14 protein-coding genes are annotated in these 17,624 nt (G+C 58.9%); 7 read left to right on the forward strand and 7 right to left on the reverse strand.

The window, feature by feature from the left end; genetic code table 11:
- The first annotated feature begins 57 nt into the window (after positions 1-57).
- Both RDA78_RS23175 and RDA78_RS23180 read left to right on the forward strand, forming a co-directional pair.
- On the forward strand, positions 58-2,100 hold the full coding sequence (locus tag RDA78_RS23175; protein ID WP_434052129.1) for a M3 family metallopeptidase: 2,043 nt from the start codon (positions 58-60) through the stop codon (positions 2,098-2,100).
- Between the two features lie 65 nt (positions 2,101-2,165).
- Positions 2,166-2,558: a DUF423 domain-containing protein gene (locus tag RDA78_RS23180; RefSeq protein ID WP_434052130.1), complete on the forward strand. Its 393-nt coding sequence runs from the start codon at positions 2,166-2,168 to the stop codon at positions 2,556-2,558.
- 8 nt (positions 2,559-2,566) lie between these two features.
- Here RDA78_RS23180 and fghA read toward each other — a convergent pair whose 3' ends face one another.
- The gene (fghA, locus tag RDA78_RS23185) at positions 2,567-3,394 is read right to left on the reverse strand and encodes an S-formylglutathione hydrolase (RefSeq protein WP_434052131.1); all 828 of its coding nucleotides are present in this window, start codon (positions 3,392-3,394) and stop codon (positions 2,567-2,569) included.
- Positions 3,395-3,542: 148 nt separating this feature from the next.
- Positions 3,543-4,655 (reverse strand): S-(hydroxymethyl)glutathione dehydrogenase/class III alcohol dehydrogenase, encoded by a 1,113-nt coding sequence (locus tag RDA78_RS23190; protein WP_434052132.1) that lies wholly within the window; start codon positions 4,653-4,655, stop codon positions 3,543-3,545.
- Between the two features lie 395 nt (positions 4,656-5,050).
- Here RDA78_RS23190 and RDA78_RS23195 point away from each other — a divergent pair, with 395 nt between their 5' ends.
- The 5 genes from RDA78_RS23195 (at position 5,051) to RDA78_RS23215 (ending at position 11,105) form a co-directional block, all read left to right on the forward strand.
- A complete protein-coding gene (locus tag RDA78_RS23195) occupies positions 5,051-6,304 on the forward strand; it encodes a sarcosine oxidase subunit beta family protein (RefSeq protein WP_434052133.1) in 1,254 nt (417 codons plus the stop codon).
- A gap of 16 nt (positions 6,305-6,320) precedes the next feature.
- A complete protein-coding gene (locus tag RDA78_RS23200; protein WP_434052134.1) occupies positions 6,321-6,626 on the forward strand; it encodes a sarcosine oxidase subunit delta in 306 nt (101 codons plus the stop codon).
- Positions 6,623-9,625, forward strand: coding sequence for a sarcosine oxidase subunit alpha family protein (locus RDA78_RS23205; protein ID WP_434052135.1), 3,003 nt, complete (start codon positions 6,623-6,625; stop codon positions 9,623-9,625). Before RDA78_RS23200 ends, RDA78_RS23205 begins: the two co-directional genes overlap by 4 nt.
- A complete protein-coding gene (locus RDA78_RS23210; RefSeq protein ID WP_434052136.1) occupies positions 9,618-10,193 on the forward strand; it encodes a sarcosine oxidase subunit gamma in 576 nt (191 codons plus the stop codon). The genes RDA78_RS23205 and RDA78_RS23210 overlap by 8 nt, the downstream gene beginning before the upstream one ends.
- A gap of 165 nt (positions 10,194-10,358) precedes the next feature.
- Positions 10,359-11,105 carry an endonuclease/exonuclease/phosphatase family protein gene (locus RDA78_RS23215; protein WP_434052137.1) on the forward strand — a complete coding sequence of 249 codons (747 nt, stop codon included), beginning with the start codon at positions 10,359-10,361 and terminating at the stop codon, positions 11,103-11,105.
- A gap of 425 nt (positions 11,106-11,530) precedes the next feature.
- On the opposite strand, the gene RDA78_RS23220 is transcribed toward RDA78_RS23215, so the two are convergent.
- From RDA78_RS23220 to RDA78_RS23240, 5 genes are all read right to left on the reverse strand, one after another.
- Positions 11,531-12,022, reverse strand: a complete 492-nt coding sequence (locus RDA78_RS23220) for an NUDIX hydrolase (RefSeq protein WP_434052138.1) — start codon at positions 12,020-12,022, stop codon at positions 11,531-11,533.
- A gap of 96 nt (positions 12,023-12,118) precedes the next feature.
- Entirely contained in the window at positions 12,119-13,018 is a 900-nt protein-coding gene (locus tag RDA78_RS23225; RefSeq protein WP_434052139.1) for a nitrilase-related carbon-nitrogen hydrolase, read from the reverse strand.
- A 356-nt stretch (positions 13,019-13,374) separates the two neighbouring features.
- Positions 13,375-15,192, reverse strand: a complete 1,818-nt coding sequence (gene recJ, locus RDA78_RS23230) for a single-stranded-DNA-specific exonuclease RecJ (protein WP_434052140.1) — start codon at positions 15,190-15,192, stop codon at positions 13,375-13,377.
- A 48-nt stretch (positions 15,193-15,240) separates the two neighbouring features.
- Entirely contained in the window at positions 15,241-16,236 is a 996-nt protein-coding gene (gene glpX, locus RDA78_RS23235) for a class II fructose-bisphosphatase (RefSeq protein ID WP_421982792.1), read from the reverse strand.
- Between the two features lie 47 nt (positions 16,237-16,283).
- Positions 16,284-17,606 carry a homoserine dehydrogenase gene (locus RDA78_RS23240; protein ID WP_434052141.1) on the reverse strand — a complete coding sequence of 441 codons (1,323 nt, stop codon included), beginning with the start codon at positions 17,604-17,606 and terminating at the stop codon, positions 16,284-16,286.
- Between the last annotated feature and the right edge of the window lie 18 nt (positions 17,607-17,624).

Here is a 17,624-nt window from a genome sequence, read left to right on the forward strand (position 1 = left end):
AATGCTCTGCCTCTCCATATGAACCTGCAAACAGACTTCATCTTACCGAGGACCAACATGACGACAAATCCGGTGCTAGCCGAATGGACGACCCCGTTCGAACTTCCCCCGTTCGACAAGATCGAACCGGGCCACTTTGAAGAAGCCTTCGAAGCCGCCATGGCGGAAGCGCGCCGGGAGAGCGATGCGATTGCCGGGCAAACAAGCGAGCCGGACTTTGAAAATACGATTGCCGCCCTGGAAAAATCCGGTGAGCAACTGACCAGGGTTGCGCGGACGTTTTACAATCTCACGAGCGCGCATACCAATGAAACGCTTCAGAAGGTTGAGCGCGACATTGCACCGAAACTTGCCAAACACTCCTCGGACATGCTGTTGAACGAGAAACTCTACAATCGCGTTGCCACGCTTTGGGAGAGACGCGGTTCGCTCGGACTGTCAGACGAAAACGCGAAGGTGCTTGAGCGGTATCACAAGATGTTCCAGCGCGCCGGTGCGGGACTGAACGAAGCCGGCAAGGCGCGGATGGCCGAGATATCGCAACGGCTGGCGACGCTCGGCACCCGGTTTTCCCAGAACATCCTGAAAGACGAATCGGAGTATCAGCTTGTGCTCGAAACCGGGGAAGACCGGGCGGGCCTGCCGGACTTCCTTCTGACCGCTGCCGCGGAAGCAGCACGCGAGCGCGACCAGGACGGCAAACACGTGATCACGCTTTCAAGGTCAAGCATCGAGCCGTTCCTCCAGTTCTCAACCAACCGCCGGCTCCGCGAAGAAGCGTTCGGCGCGTGGAGTTCGCGCGGTGAACTGGACGGTGATACGAACAATGAGGCGATCATAGCCGAGACGCTTGCCCTGCGTGCAGAAAAGGCAAGGCTGCTCGGCTTTGATAACTTCGCACAGTACAAGCTGGATGACACCATGGCGAAAACGCCAGCTAACGTGCGGGACCTTTTGACCAAGGTCTGGGAACCTGCCGTTACCCAGGCACGCGAAGAGCAGGAAAAGCTCGCCGAAATGGCGGCGAGCATAGGTGAAAATCACACGATCGAAGCCTGGGACTGGCGGTATTACTCAGAAAAGGTCCGCAAGGCGGAACATGATCTCGACGAAGCCGAATTGAAGCCATACCTGCAGCTGGAAAACATGATCGAAGCGGCTTTCGACACCGCCACGCGTCTGTTCGGCGTGACCTTCAGGGAACTGGACAATGTTCCGGTCTATCATCCGGATGTCCGCGTCTATGAGGTGCTTGGCTCCGATGGCAATCATGTCGGGCTCTTTCTCGGCGACTATTTCGCACGGCCCTCAAAACGGTCCGGTGCCTGGATGACCGCCTTCCGCTCGCAGCACAAGCTGGATGGAGACGTCACGCCGATCATCGTCAACGTGATGAATTTCTCAAAGGGTGCCCCCGGCGAAGCAACCTTGCTCACGTTCGATGACGCGCGGACCCTTTTTCACGAGTTCGGGCACGGACTGCACGGGCTGCTTTCCGACGTCACCTATCCAATGATCTCCGGGACAAGCGTCGCGCGTGATTTCGTCGAGCTGCCCTCGCAGCTTTATGAACACTGGCTCTCCGAACCAGAGGTGCTGTCGAAATTTGCAACGCATTACAAGACCGGCGAGACGATGCCGCCGGAGCTTCTGGAGAAGCTTCTCGCCGCCGCTAATTTCAATCAGGGTTTTGCGACGGTGGAATACACGGCCTCTGCCCTGATGGATCTGGAGCTTCATCTGCTGGAAGAACCGGGCGAGCTTGATATCCGCTCGTTTGAAAAGACGGAACTCGGCAAGATCGGGATGCCCGACGCCATTACGATGCGCCACCGTATTCCTCATTTCCAGCATGTGTTTTCAGGCGACGGCTACTCTGCGGGATACTACAGCTACATGTGGTCCGAAGTCATGGACGCGGATGCCTTTGGTGCATTCGAGGAGGCGGGAGATATCTTCCACCCGGAAACGGCGGCCCGTCTGCATACCCACATCTATTCAGCCGGCGGCCTGCCCGACCCGGATGAAACCTATAAAGCTTTCCGCGGACGTCCGCCGAAAATCGACGCCCTCTTGAAAAAGCGCGGATTTGCGGCCTGAATGTCGGCTGGCCGGTACTTAACCGGCCGGTTTCGACCGTTCAGGGATTTCGCATGATAAAACCGATGGCACCGCCACCAGAACCGACCGCAGGCCTGTTGAAGTTCTGCCTTGCAATCAGTGGCCTGACGGGTGTGTTCGGAGTGGTCTCGCTTGCATTGGCCGCACACTCGGACGGGTCTGCCTCGCTTGGCACCGCAGCGCGAATGCTGATGTTTCACGCGCCCGTTTTCCTCGGCATCGGCGTTCTTGCCCAACTCCGCAAGGTGCTGCTTCTTCCGGTTACGGCGCTGTTTCTCTTTGTCGGCCTGACCCTTTTCTGCGGTGATCTTCTCAGCCGCGCCTTCTTGGGGAGCGGGCTCTTCCCAATGGCGGCGCCCATCGGCGGCATGTTCCTGATCGTGGGATGGATCTCCCTCGCGCTCGGTGCGTTGAAGATCGTCCCGCGTCAACCCTGAAGCGCTTTTCAACTCTTCAGTCTTTCTGCGTGCCAGGCGACGTGATCGCGGGCAAAACTCGCAACGAAGTAATAGGAGTGATCGTAACCCTCCTGAAGCCTGTAACAATGGGCCGTGCCGGTTTCGATGAGCGCAGTTGCGAGCGCGGCGGGTCTCAGGAGTTCAAGAAACTGATCGTCGCCGCCCTGGTCGACGAGCACATCTCCAACCCAGCCCTTGTCCTTCAGCAGCAGTGAGGCGTCATGGGCGCGCCAGAGGCTTTCCTCTGTACCGAGGTAGGCACCAAGCTGTTTTTTACCCCAGTCGGATGCGGACGGATTGGAGATGGGAGCAAAAGCGGAGAGCGATTGATACTGTCCCGGAAATTTCATCGCCAGGGTGAGCGCCCCATGTCCCCCCATCGAGTGACCGGTGATCCCCTGATGAACGGTGACCGAAAAGTTCTCGGTTACGAGGTCCCGCAACTCGCTGGCGATATACGTTTCCATCTGGAAATGCGGAGCCCAGGGGTCTTGGATGGCATTGACGTAGAAGCCTGCTCCCTGACCGAGATCATAGGCCTCGTCGTTGGCAACCCCTTCTCCACGGGGGCTGGTGTCGGGAAAGACGATCGCGATACCGAATTCAGCTGCATGTGCCTGCAGGCCCGCCTTGGTCATCGCGTTTTCGTGCGTACAGGTCAAACCCGACAGGTACCAGAGGCAGGGAACCGGGCCTTCCTGGGCTTGCGGCGGCAGATAAACCGCAAAGGTCATTTCGCATCCGCAAGCCTCCGATTCGTGAGAGTAGACGCCCTGGACGCCGCCGAAAGCCTTGTTTTCCGAAATGGTTTTCATGATTTCCTGCCTGTTGGAAGACAGAGAGCCGCTTCGAAACCGAAACAGCTCTCTTGCCGGAACACATTCTGATCGGGTCGTTCCGTTACCCATGCCGTCGATCTTGGCCCGGAGGCGCTGAAACCGGGAGTGCCCCGGTCCCGTGAGATCAGTAGAGCACGACGGACCGGATGGATTCGCCTGCATGCATGAGATCGAAGCCCTTGTTGATGTCTTCGAGCGGCATGGTGTGGGTGATCATCGGATCGATCTCGATCTTGCCGTCCATGTACCAGTCGACGATCCTGGGCACGTCCGTACGCCCGCGGGCACCGCCAAAGGCCGTGCCGCGCCAGGAGCGGCCCGTCACCAGCTGGAACGGACGCGTTGCGATCTCCGCTCCGGCAGGAGCCACACCGATGATGATGCTTTCGCCCCAGCCCTTGTGGGCCGATTCAAGCGCCGCCCGCATAACGCTCACATTGCCCGTCGCATCGAAGGTGTAGTCCGCACCGCCGCTGGTCAGATCGACAAGATAAGGCACAAGGTCGCCCTCGACCTCGGACGGGTTGACAAAATCCGTCATCCCGAAACGGGTCGCCAACTCCACCTTGGCCGGGTTCAGGTCCACACCCACAATCTGGTCCGCACCGGCAAGGCGCAGGCCCTGGATCACGTTGAGACCGATGCCGCCAAGGCCGAAGACGATCGCCCGCGATCCCTCTTCCACCTTGGCCGTGTTGATGACCGCGCCAATGCCGGTGGTCACGCCGCAGCCGATGTAGCAGACCTTGTCAAACGGTGCGTCGGGACGGATCTTGGCGAGCGCGATCTCCGGAACAACCGTGTAGTTGGCAAAGGTCGAGGTGCCCATGTAATGCAGGATCGGATCGCCATCGAGCGTGGTGAAACGGGACGAACCGTCCGGCATCAGCCCCTGCCCCTGGGTGGAGCGGATCGCCTGACACAGATTGGTCTTCGGGTTCAGACAGTATTCGCAGTTGCGGCACTCGGGCGTGTAGAGCGGAATGACATGGTCGCCAGGCTTCAGCGTGGTCACCCCCGGCCCCACCTCCACAACGACACCGGCACCCTCGTGGCCCAGGATCGCCGGAAACAGTCCTTCCGGATCAGCACCGGACAGCGTGAACTCGTCCGTGTGGCAGATACCCGTCGCCTTCACCTCAACAAGAACCTCAAAGGCACGCGGACCCTCAAGATTGACCGTGGTCACCTCAAGCGGTTTTCCGGCCCCCACGGCCACAGCTGCACGAACTTCCATTGAAAGACCTCCCTGAAATAGCTCTGCGACGAGAGTTACCGGCCCCGGTCTGAATTGCAAGAACCGAAACGACTTCAGGTGTCCGGAAAGCGAAAATCAGAACGGAATCATCATAGACAACACGTCTCCTTCAATTCCGGTAAGTTGTTTCGTTTCAATGATTTTCGCCCATGTTGCTTCCAATGGACGCGGGCAATACGACACCTATGTCGTATTCTGACAAGCAGGCGACTGAAACCTTATACGCACATAGGGGCTCAATCGTAATTATGCCCGGCAATGGACGGCCCATAAACGCACCGTTATGGTCGCCGCCTGAAAATTCAATCAAGCCGCGCTGTGTTCATGACCGTCGATGTCTGCAAACAGCGCGAAACGTGCGGAGCCGCTGCTTTATGAAGCGATATTCCTTCCTGGAACTGGCCAAGAACGCCTTTTCCGCGCACCAGAACTGGGGACGTCAGTGGCGCTCTCCTGAACCGAAATCAGAATACGATGTCGTGATTGTCGGCGCTGGCGGACATGGTCTGGCAACGGCCTACTATCTTGCCAAGGAACACGGAGTGCGCAACGTCGCCGTTGTTGAAAAGGGCTGGCTCGGAGGGGGCAACACCGGCCGGAACACGACGATTGTTCGATCCAATTATCTCTGGGAAGAAAGCGCTGCGCTCTACAATCACGCAATCGGTCTCTGGCAGGGACTGTCGCAGGAACTCAACTACAATGTCATGTATTCCGCACGTGGCGTGATGATGCTGGCGCATACGGTCCACGATGTTCAGGTCGCGCAGCGCCATATCCACGCAAACAGGCTCGCGGGGGTCCAGAACGAGTGGTTGTCGCCCGAACAGGCCAAGGACTACTGTCCGCCCCTCAATATCTCGAAGAACATCCGCTATCCCGTCATGGGCGCGGCCCTGCAGCGCGTCGGCGGGACCGCACGTCACGACGCTGTTGCCTGGGGTTATGCGCGCGGTGCGGATGACATGGGCGTCGACATTATCCAGAATTGCGCCGTCTCGGGCATCCGCCGCGGAGCGGACGGTGCGGTAGAAGGCGTCGAAACCTCGAAAGGCTTCATCAAGGCCAAAAAGATCGGCGTCGTTGCAGCCGGGCACACATCGACCGTCATGGATATGGCCGGCGTGCGCATGCCGCTTGAATCCTACCCCCTTCAGGCGCTCGTCTCCGAACCGGTCAAGCCCGCCTTCCCATGCGTCGTGATGTCCAACACGATCCACGCCTATATCTCGCAATCGGACAAGGGCGAACTTGTAATTGGTGCCGGAACGGATCAGTTCATCTCCTATTCCCAGACCGGTGGCATCCACATTTCGAACCACACAATCGACGCGATCTGCGAGCTGTTTCCCCATTTCAGGCGCATGCGCATGCTGCGCAACTGGGGCGGTATCGTCGACGTGACGCCGGACCGTTCACCGATTCTGTCCAAGACACCGGTCCAGGGGCTTTACGTGAATTGCGGCTGGGGCACCGGCGGCTTCAAGGCGACACCTGGATCCGGTCACGTCTTTGCACACACGATTGCCAGGGACGAACCGCATCCGATCAACGCACCATTCACAATCGACCGGTTCCGCACCGGGCGTCTCATCGACGAAGCGGCCGCAGCCGCCGTGGCTCACTGAGGGGAGATTTCATCAGATGTTACTGGTTTACTGCCCCTATTGCGGTGTCGAGCGCCCGGAAACGGAGTTTTCGTGCCGTGGTCAGGCCCACATCGCGCGCCCTGCCGATCCGTCGGATACAAGCGACGAAGACTGGGTGAACTTCCTTTACATGCGAAGCAACACCAAAGGCGTTTACGCGGAAAGATGGCGTCATATCCACGGATGCGGACGTTTCTTCAACGCGGTTCGCGACACGGTCTCAGACAAATTCCTCAGTTTCTACAAGGCGGGCGAACCGATGCCCGACCTTGAAAACGGTGCCAAGGAGGCCGGCAAATGAGCCAGCCATTCCGTACAGAGAAAGGCGGCCGGATCGACCGGGCCGGCCAGATCAGTTTCACTTTTGATGGTGAACAGATGCAAGGTCACGAAGGCGACACGCTTGCCTCCGCCTTGCTTGCCAACGGTGTTCACCTGGTCGGCAGATCGTTCAAGTATCACCGCCCACGCGGCATCGTCACCGCCGGTTCGGAAGAACCGAATGCTCTGGTCGGGATTTACCGGCATGGCGACCAGACACCAAATCTTCGCGCAACCCAGGTCGAGCTCTACCAGGGTCTTGAAGCGATTTCCCAGAACCGCTTTCCCTCGCTCGGCTTTGACGTCGGCGCGATCAACGACCGGCTGTCGATGTTCTTTCCGGCCGGGTTCTACTACAAGACCTTCATGTGGCCGAAGTCCTTCTGGGACAAGGTCTATGAACCGGTGATCCGGGCCGCTGCCGGGCTCGGCAAACCGCCAAAGAACCCGGATCAGGACTTTTACGGAAACCAGTACGCACACTGCGATGTGCTGATTGCGGGCGCGGGACCGGCCGGTCTTGCAGCTGCGCTTGCGGCAGCGGAAACCGGAGCGAGCGTTATCCTGTGCGATGAACAGGCGGAGTTCGGTGGCTCGCTGCTGACAGAGACCAACGCGGCTATTGATGGCAAGACCCCTGCAGAATGGGTCGGGGAGACCGTCGGCAAACTCGCCACAATGGACAATGTCAGACTGCTGTCCAGGACCACCGCCTTCGGTTACTTCGCGCATAACTACGTTGCGCTTGCCGAACGTGTGACCGAACACCTCTCACAGCCCGACCCCAAACTTCCCCGGGAACGGCTTTGGCAAGTGAGGGCAAAGCAAGTTGTCATCGCTTCGGGCGCGATCGAGCGACCGATGGTGTTTCCGGAAAATGACCGTCCCGGCATCCTGCTGGCCGAGGCCGGGCGCACCTACCTGAACCGGTACGGGGTCAAGGTCGGCCACAAGGTGGTGATCGCGACGGCGTGCGACAGCGCCTGGCAGGCCGCCTTCGATCTTGCCGACCATGGTGTAGAGATAGCCGCGATCGCCGATATGCGCGAAACGCCGCCCGAGAGCCTCATGTCGATCGCCAAGGCCCGGAACATACGTGTCGAGGCCGGTTGCGTTGTCACCGGAACGCTCGGGCGCAAGCGCATCAAGGCTGCGCTCCTTGGCAAACTGATGACATCCGGTCAGGTTGCCTCGGGCGGACAGGTCGATTGCGATGCGTTGCTGATGTCCGGCGGCTGGACGCCAACGGTCAGTCTCTATTCCCAGTCCCGCGGCAAGGTTGTCTGGGATGGCGACAAGGGCGCCTATGTCCCCGGAAAATCCGTGCAAAAAGAGCGTTCCGTTGGAGGAGCAAAAGGCCTCTACGGCCTGCAGGCAACGCTTGAAGACGGGTATGCCGCCGGTGAGGAGGCCGCAAAGGCTGCAACCGGCAAGTCCGCGAAGGTTACATACGCGGCGGCCAGCGGCGGTGAAGCCGGTGAAGGCGGTACGCTCGGCGCCCTGCCTCATGATCGCAACGTGTCCAGGGTCAAGGCATTCGTGGACTACCAGAACGATGTCACCGCAAAGGACGTCAAGCTGGCCGTTCGCGAAGGCATGCATTCCATCGAGCACATCAAGCGCTACACGACGACCGGCATGGCGACCGACCAGGGCCGTCTATCCAATATGAACGCGCTGCAGATTGCATCCGGAGCGCTGGAGCGTCCGATGACCGACGTCGGTCTGACCACGTTCCGTTTGCCGTACACGCCGACCACGTTTGGCCTCTTTGCAGGCGTGGCCCGCGGCGACTTCTTCGACCCCGTCCGCAAGACCCCGTCACATGACTGGGTTGTAGACAACGGCGGTGTATTTGAAGACGTCGGACAATGGAAGCGGACCTGGTTTTTTCCGAAACCGGGCGAAGACATGCATGCCGCCGTCGCGCGCGAGTGCAAGACAGTTCGCGACAGTGTCGGCCTGTTCGACGCGTCGACCCTCGGCAAGATCGAGGTTGTCGGACCGGATGCGGCGGAATTCCTGGAACGCATGTATACCAATCCGTGGAAGAAGCTCGCGCCCGGGCGCTGCCGCTACGGTCTTCTGCTCAATGACGCCGGTTTCATTACCGACGACGGCGTGATCGGACGACTTGCAGATGACCGTTTCCATGTCACCACCACGACAGGCGGCGCGCCGAGCGTTTTCGCGACCATGGAAGACTATCTTCAGACCGAATGGCCGGATCTGGACGTCTGGATCACCTCGACAACCGAACAATACGCCGTTGCGGCCGTTCAGGGACCGAAGGCGCGCGACGTCATCGCCCCTTTCATTGAGGGCGTCGATCTTTCCAACGAAGCGTTTCCGCACATGAGTGTCCGCGAGGCCACATTCTGCGGCGTCCCCTGCCGGCTCTTCCGGATTTCTTTCACGGGTGAACTCGGTTTCGAAATCAATGTGCCGCGCCGCCACGGCAAGATGATGTGGGAGACGCTGGCAACGGAAATCGGGAAGCATGACGGCACCACCTATGGCACGGAGACCATGCACGTCCTGCGTGCCGAAAAGGGCTACATCATTGTCGGGCAGGACACGGACGGAACCGTGACCCCGCAGGACGCAGGCATGACCTGGGCGATCGGCAAAAAGAAACTCGACTTCGTCGGCAAACGCGGGCTGGAACGTCCCGATCTCGTCGCGGAGAACCGCAAGCAGTTCGTCGGGCTGCTCACCAAGGACCCGAAAGTGAAGCTGGAGGAAGGTGCGCAGATTACGACCGCGGAAAATCCGGCTACCGGAACCCCCGCGGACGGCCATGTCACATCTTCCTACTTCAGCCCGGCTCTTGACCGGACGATTGCGCTGGCCGTCGTCAAGAACGGTCATGCCCTTGAAGGCAAGACGCTTTATGTCCCCATGCCGGACGGAAGCATCCCGGTCGAAGTGACTGGTCCGGTGTTCTATGACAAGGAAGGAGCACGGATCAATGTCTGACGTTCTGGCAAATGACCTGATCACGCCCGACGCCGGGGCCGACCCGCTTTTGAGCCTCGGCGAGGTATCGATCCTCAAGGCAGCGCCGGTGACGCGGCTCTCATTCCGTGCGCGGCCTGACGCCCTGGATGATGCCGGCAGTGCATTCGGTGCCGCTCTGCCAATCAAGCCGATGTCCTGCGAACTCGGAGACAAGCGCGCCGCCCTGTGGATGGGCCCGGACGAATGGACCCTCCTGGCTCCGGAAGACGACTTGGGCACCGTGTTCGAGGCGATCGAAACCCGCCTCAAGGACCAGCCGCACGCACTGGTGGATATATCGGAGCGATCGGAAGCGATCATCGTGAGCGGTGAAAAGGCTGTTTGGCTGCTCAATACGGGCATCTTCATCGACTTTTCACTCGATGCGTTTCCGGTCGGCATGGTTTCACGAACGATCTTCCACAAATCTCCCGTGCTGGTGTGGCGAACCGGTCCGGATACATTTGTCGTGGAAGCGTGGGTCTCCTTCATGGACTACGTTGCCGGACTGCTGGTCCAGTCCGCCGGAGAACTGGAAGCGGCCTGATGCGACCCCGCTATCGTTCAAAACCCCTGAGGACTGCTCCCCAGGGGCTTTTTCTTTCCGGGGGCCAAATCTCAACGCGAATTGAAATAGACACATCCACTCATCCATGGGTTTCTCGAAGCGTTGACTTGCAAACAGCTGCCAAATCCCGCATCTCTCTGCGGCATGCTCAAGATCGGTTCCTACAACATACAAAAAGCAATCGGCGTCGATGCCCGCCGCCGCCCGGAACGGACCCTGAAGGTCATCCGCGAACTCGATTGCGATATCCTGGCGCTGCAGGAAGCCGACAAGCGCTTCGGTCCGCGCGAAAGCACGCTGGACCGGGTCACGATCCTTGCAGAAACCGGGTACCGGCCAGTCCCCTTTTCAGAAAACGGCAGGAGCCTGGGTTGGCATGGCAACGCGATCCTGGTCCGGGACTCGATCGGCATCATCGATTTCCGCAAGCTGGAGCTGCCGACGCTTGAGCCGCGCGGCGCCGTCGCGGTGGATCTCGATATTGGCGGCGAAAAGATCCGCGTGGCCGCCATGCATCTCAGCCTGCTGGGGCACTTCCGCAAGAAACAGATCAGCTCGCTGATGCACCAGTTGCATGAAAATCTCGACTATCTGCCGACCGTTCTGATCGGCGATCTGAACGAGTGGCGCGACACGGCGCGCAGCCTGAAGCTTTTTGAAGAACGCTACGAAGTCACGACACCGGGCAAGAGTTTTCCGGCCCCGTTGCCTGTCGGCAGTCTTGACCGGATCATCACGAGCCCTGAATTCACCGTGCAAAAGGCGGGCGTTCACAAATCCAGGACCGCGCGCGTTGCGTCCGACCATTTACCGGTCTGGGCACATCTTTCGCTCGAAGCGTCCGGACACCTGTCCGTCAGCGCGGAAAAACGATCCGAAGGGATTTCCTAGTGCGGTGAATTTGAAGTTCGCATCATTGCTTCTGCAGACTCCGAAGCGAACTTCAAATTCGCAAACCGCACTAGAAACATGGACTTGCTAGTCACCTTCTTGAATCTGAAGTTCGTTCGAAGACCGCTGCAAAATGAGTCGAACTTCAGATTCAGGTGACTAGGGTACGGACGCATAAATGAAGCCGATTTGGCGGCAGAAATGGCAATAACTCGGGAGGAAGCGCGTGCAGAGCGGGCTTTTTGCCCGGTCAAGCGCGGTGACGCTGCGAGGTACAGCCATTTTGCCGTCCTTCGGACTTGGCCGTTTTGACCATCTGCCACGTCGCGAAAGGCTTGAAAATGAACCACATTTCCTGCGCTTTCGCTTCTCGCAGTTGGTCAAAACGATCCAAACCAAATTGACTTCATTTATGAGTCCGCACCCTAGGCAATTTCAGCTCGATGATGGCGGAGAAAGCGCTTCAGGTTGTTTTCGTTGGCCCGGTCCACGGCTTCGGAGAAAGGCAGCCACAAAATTTGCCTCTGCCCCAGCTCCGGGAACTTGCTCAGCTGTTTCTCGAATTGCAGCTTGAAGACCAACACTCTGGTTCGTAACTTGGACCCGTCAGACCGGCCCTTGTAGGAACTGAAAGTCCCAAGCGCGCACGGGTCGGCCCGCCCGACGACGCCCGCTTCCTCATAAGCTTCCGTTGCGGCTGTTTCATGGTCCTGTTTGTCAGATTCCGGCCAACCTTTCGGTAGAATTAGGCGACCCGTATCCCGTGTCGAAACGAGAAGAATTTCATTCTCGGTCACACCCGGTCGCATGCACAGGGCAGCGATCTGCAAACGGGCCGGCTTGTAAAACAAACCCAGCAGCCCCTGCAGCCAAGACGCATCCCCCTTAACAAACGATCTGGACAGACTCACTTTCACACCTTTCTCTGATGGAGGTGTGTACTTAATGATATTCACCGGACTTGTCTAGACAAAAGCGCACTTTGTGCATCGGGCTTACTACTTAATCACAATTTACGTTAAGTCATCGGCTTTCAACGAAACCGCGTCCGCGCTCCAGGCACCCGGCCACACTTCCGCCTTGCCGCCTTTCAGGTCATTCAGCTCTTTCAACGGCACGGCACATGTCAGGTAAGGCTCTTCGGAAGAGGCTCCGTCTGTCGGCGCAGCATCGGCCGCAATGCCCGTGAAGCCAAGGCTCTCCTCGCATGGCACATAAAGAGCGGCTCCCGAAACACTGGACTCGTTTTGTGTCGTTCCCTTCGAGACACCGACAACACCGCACACGGCGACAGCACACATCAATTCAACCGCCCGGGCCTTGGCGCAGCCATAGACACGGTGGTAGCCCGAGTGTTTTTCCGTCATTGACGGCACCAGAATGAGGTCCGGTTTCGCTTTTGCAAGCAGGCAGCTCAGCGCGGGCATCTCGATATCCAGACAAATCAGGATCGCCATTCTTAAACCATCAAGCTCAAAAACAGAGAGTTGATTCCCTGGTGTCAGGTTCCAGGTTTCGGGGTCCTGCTCAAATGGTGTCAGACAAAGCTTGTCCTGCCTGATCCTGCGGCCATCCGCTGTCAGCAGAAACGCGGTGTTCGTAATGCCGTCGTCTGCTCTTACCGGCATTGTTCCGGCCAGAAGAGCAACCTTGTGCTTCTGAGGCAGGGGCGCCAGCAAGTCCAGCAATTCATCGCCCACGTCCGCGAGGAATGCCATTTCACGGTCAGGTGGCAGTCCTGCCGGCTTGAAAGCGAGACAGCATTCGATGAAGTATTCCGGAAGCATGAGCAGCTTCGCACCGCTTGCTGCAGCCTTCAACATTTCTTCGTCAATGATGCGTGCCAAGGCCGCCACCGAGGCTGGAGCTCGACCGAGGTTAAAGGACCAGAGCGCAATGGGATAATCGGTCATGCCGCAGGTGTCTCCAACAGTTCAGTTGTCAGACATAAGAGCGGTGGCCGCTTGATTTCAAGTGCGAATAGGAGTCCGGATCAATCCAGAAAGAAACCGATAAAAACCGCGAATAGAACAAAGAACCCGCCTCCCACAACTGTCCCTCTCGGTTCCGATGGCAAGGATTTCAGTTTCGCGGACCGGCGCACCTCACGAATGCCCTTCAGCGCATTGTCCGTGCGTTTGTCAATTTCCGCGAAGTATGGCGAAAGCTCATTCTGAGCGCGCATATCTTTCCCTCACGATTCCTTCGTGATGAAAGCTTATGGAACGAGCCTTAGGGTTTGGTTAATGGCCACTTGCCCGGGGACGCTTCAAAGGCGGCTTTTCCGGGGATAGGCAACATCGAGGATGCGCAGCTGCACCTTGGGTGTGCCCTGCCAGGTGTCAATCGAAAGCGTGCCGACCAGATGGAGATTGCGCCCCCTGCCTTCCAGCAACATCTTCCCATGGGGTTTGTCTTCCGCCTTGAAACAGATCGCCTTCAATGACGCCCCGTCTCCGGAGGCAATGGTTGCCCGGACGTGTCCCTTTCCAACGACATCGGCAAAAGAGATGCGATGTGCGGGAAACGCAAAAACAGGCTCGGCTTGCCCTGCTCCAAAGGGTCCGGCTTTTTCCAGCATTTCCACCAGATCGAGAGTCGCGCCGGTTGCTGTCAGCGCCGCGTCGACTCGGATTTCTCTCTTTTTTGTCGCCTCTTCAACATCATCCTTGAGAATCTTGTTGAAGAAAACCTCCAGCTCATCAGCTTTATCGCGCTGCACGGTCAGGCCGGCGGCCATTGCGTGGCCGCCGCCTTTTTCAAGAAGCCCGTTTTCAACTGCCTTGCGGACGGCGCTGCCAAGATCGACACCGTAAACTGATCTGCCAGACCCGGTTCCCTTGCCCGACGCATCGTAGGCAATGGCGAAAGCCGGACGTCTGTGTGTCTCCTTCAGACGCGAGGCGATCAAGCCCACGATCCCGGGGTGCCAGTCGTCGGAACCGGTGAGAAGCACAGCCGGATCACGCGCGTCGATGGTCGCCATCGCCTCGGCCCCCGCTTCTTCCAGCATATGCGCTTCCATGGCCTGGCGTTCGTTGTTCAACTGATCAAGCCGTTCCGCGATTGCGCGGGCCTCGTGGCTATCCTGCGTGGTGAGCAGGCGCGCGCCAAGGGCAGCATCGCCGATCCGGCCGCCTGCGTTGATTCTCGGTCCGACAAGAAATCCCAGATGGTAGGGAACGGGCTTGCCGTTCACCCGGGCCACATCTGCAAGCGCCGTAAGGCCGGGATTTTGCCGCTGATGCATCACCGCCAGACCCCGGGTCACGTAAGCCCGGTTGAGGTCCTTGAGCGGAACGACATCGCAGACCGTTCCAAGGGCGACAAGATCAAGCAGCGACATCAAATCCGGCTGCCGGCCGCTCCCGAACGCGCCGCGTTTCCGGAGTTCCCGGTTCAGGCCGACCAAAAACAGGAACGTGACGCCAACCGCGGCCAGATGACCCTGCCCCGACAGATCGTCCTGACGGTTCGGGTTGACCAGTGCCGCGACTTCGGGAAGCGTTTCACCAACCTGGTGGTGATCGATCACGACCACATCGAGATTGAGCGAACGGGCCGTTTCAAAGGCTTCAGCAGAGGTGCTGCCGCAATCCAGAGTAACCAGCAATTCAGCACCGCTTGCATGCAGGTGTTCAATTGCCGGGCCGTTGGGACCGTATCCTTCCACGATGCGGTCGGGAATATGAATGATCGGGTCCAGGCCAAGCCAATTGAGGTACTTGGCAAAAATGGCGGAAGACGTTGCACCGTCGACGTCGTAGTCTCCGAAGATCGCAATCTTCCTCGACGCTTGAACAGCGTCAGCGACCCGCTCCACGGCAGCGTCCATGTCCTGCAGGCTGGAGGGATCGGGCATCAGGGACTTGAGGGTTGGCTCCAGAAAATCGGTGGCCTTTTCCTGCGCCACGCCGCGCGCGGCCAGAACGCGCGCCAAAACGTCCGGAATGCCCTCCATCTGCGCAATTGCCAACGCTGTCCGCGTTTCGGATGCGCTTAGGCGCTCGCGCCAGGCGTTGTCGTTTGCAGATTTGGCGACCCCCAGTACGAGCCGCCCGTCTTCCTCATCGGAGTTCATGATCATTCAAACAACAACCGGATCCTGACCCTCAAAAGCCCTTTGGTCCAGCGCTCAATCCAGGTGAAATTTCTCCAGATCATGATGCTGGGCCTTGATGTAGCGCACTGTTCCCGTCGAAGAGCGCATCACCACTGTGTGGGTGGTAATGTGCTCGCGCCCAAACCGGACGCCCTGAAGGAAGTTTCCGTCTGTCACGCCCGTGGCCGCGAACAGAACATCCGGTCCCGCCATTTCTTCCAGCGTGTACTTTTTCTTTATGTCTTCGATACCCATGCGGTGGGCACGGTCGACCTGCTCGTCGCGCGTGATGACCAGCCGGGACTGCATCTGGCCGCCGATACAGCGCAGAGCGGCAGCCGCCAAAACCCCTTCGGGAGCTCCACCGATGCCGGCATAGATGTCAATGCCGGTCTCGTCAGGATCGGTGGTATGAATGACGCCGGCCACGTCGCCGTCACCAATCAGACGGATTGCAGCGCCGGTGGCACGAATATCCTCGATCAGGCGCGCGTGACGGGGACGGTCAAGAACGCATGCCGTCACTTCGGAAACAGCAACACCCTTTTCCTTTGCAACAGCGGCAATGTTGTCGGCGACCGGTGCGTCAAGATCGATCAGACCAGCGGGATAGCCGGGGCCAATGGCGATCTTGTCCATGTAGCTGTCGGGGGCGTTGAGCAGATCGCCGGCCGGAGCCAATGCGATAACAGCCAGCGAATTCGGAAGGTTCTTGGCGCAGATGGTGGTGCCTTCCAGTGGATCGAGCGCAATATCGACCTGAGGTCCCTGCTTCGTTCCAACGTTCTCACCTATGTAGAGCATCGGGGCTTCGTCGCGTTCGCCCTCGCCGATAACAACCGTGCCGTCGATCGGCAAGCGGTTCAGCTCACGGCGCATGGCGTCGACCGCCGCCTGATCAGCTGCCATTTCATCTCCGTGTCCCCGAAGACGCGCAGCAGACACGGCCGCCCTTTCGCTCACGCGAGCCAATTCAAGGGTCAGAATCCGGTCCAGTCCACTCGACGGCTGATTTTCTGTGTCGGACATCAAAATCTCCAGTCTCTCCCCCGCGCCGAGCGGTGGGTACCTTGCTATCAGTTCAGCTTTTCAATGCGTATCATCTGCGGAGGTTCGGCAACGACGCCTTTGGACATGATGACATCCAGAGCCTCCTTGATCGCAACCTCGGTCGTTTCATACGTGATCAAGATGACAGGTTGAGGCTGCGCGGCATCGAAGGACACCGGCGGTTCTTCCGCGGACTGCCTTTTTTGAACAATCGATTCCAGTGAAATGCCGGCGTCGCCCATGCACCGTGCAATCTCGGCGAAGGCGCCGGGACGATCGAACACGGACAGACGGATGTAATAGCCGCCCTCGTGCAGCCGCATACGCGCACGCTGGTAGTCTTTCAGGTCACGCGCCGGCATTCCGAGCGCGGTGGTTGCGTCTCCACGGGCAATGTCGGCGATATCGGCGACCACGGATGATGCAGTTGCATTTCCACCCGCGCCCGGTCCAACCAGCACGATCTCACCGACATAGTCGCCGTCGACCGCAACCGCGTTCAGGACACCGTCGATCCGCGCGATTGCCGACGACTTCGGCACCATCGTGGGATGTACGCGCTGCTCAATACCCGTGTCGGTACGCTGTGCCACACCCAGGAGCTTGATGCGGAAGCCGAGTTCGTCCGCTGCCTGGATATCCGCCGTGGTTATGGACGTAATGCCTTCCATGAATATCGTGTCGCTCGAAATCCTGGTCCCGAACGCAAGACTGGTCAGGATCGCCAGCTTGTGCGCGGTGTCGTTGCCCTCGATGTCAAAGGTCGGGTCCGCCTCGGCATAGCCCAGACGCTGTGCGTCTTTAAGGCAATCCTCGAAGCTGATCCCTTCCGCTTCCATGCGTGTGAGGATGTAATTGCACGTTCCGTTCAATATCCCGTAAACGCGGCTTATGTCGTTGCCTGCCATGGATTCGCGCAGCGTCTTGACGATGGGAATTCCGCCGGCGACCGCTGCCTCGTAATTCAGGGCTGCGTTGTTTGCATCGGCAAGCTCCGCAAGATCAACACCGTGGCGGGCAAGCAAGGCCTTGTTGGCGGTCACGACATGGACGCCGCGTCCCAGCGCAGCACGGACACTGTCCTCCGCAGCACCGGATTCACCACCAATCAACTCCACATAGATGTCAATGTCCGCGGTCCGTGCCATCTCGACAGGATCGCTGAACCAAGCGCAGGCGGAAAAATCAATGCCGCGATCCTTGGAACGATCGCGGGCGCTCACGGCGGTGACCGTCACGGCTGTTCCGGTCTTTCGGGCAATCTGCTCACCGTGTTTTTCCAGTAATTGCACAACCGACGTGCCGACGGTGCCAAGACCAGCGACGCCAATTTTCAATGCCTCAGCCATACAGATTATTGTCCAGTT

This window comes from Roseibium sp. (assembly GCF_051016195.1).
In the GTDB taxonomy this organism is placed as follows: domain Bacteria; phylum Pseudomonadota; class Alphaproteobacteria; order Rhizobiales; family Stappiaceae; genus Roseibium.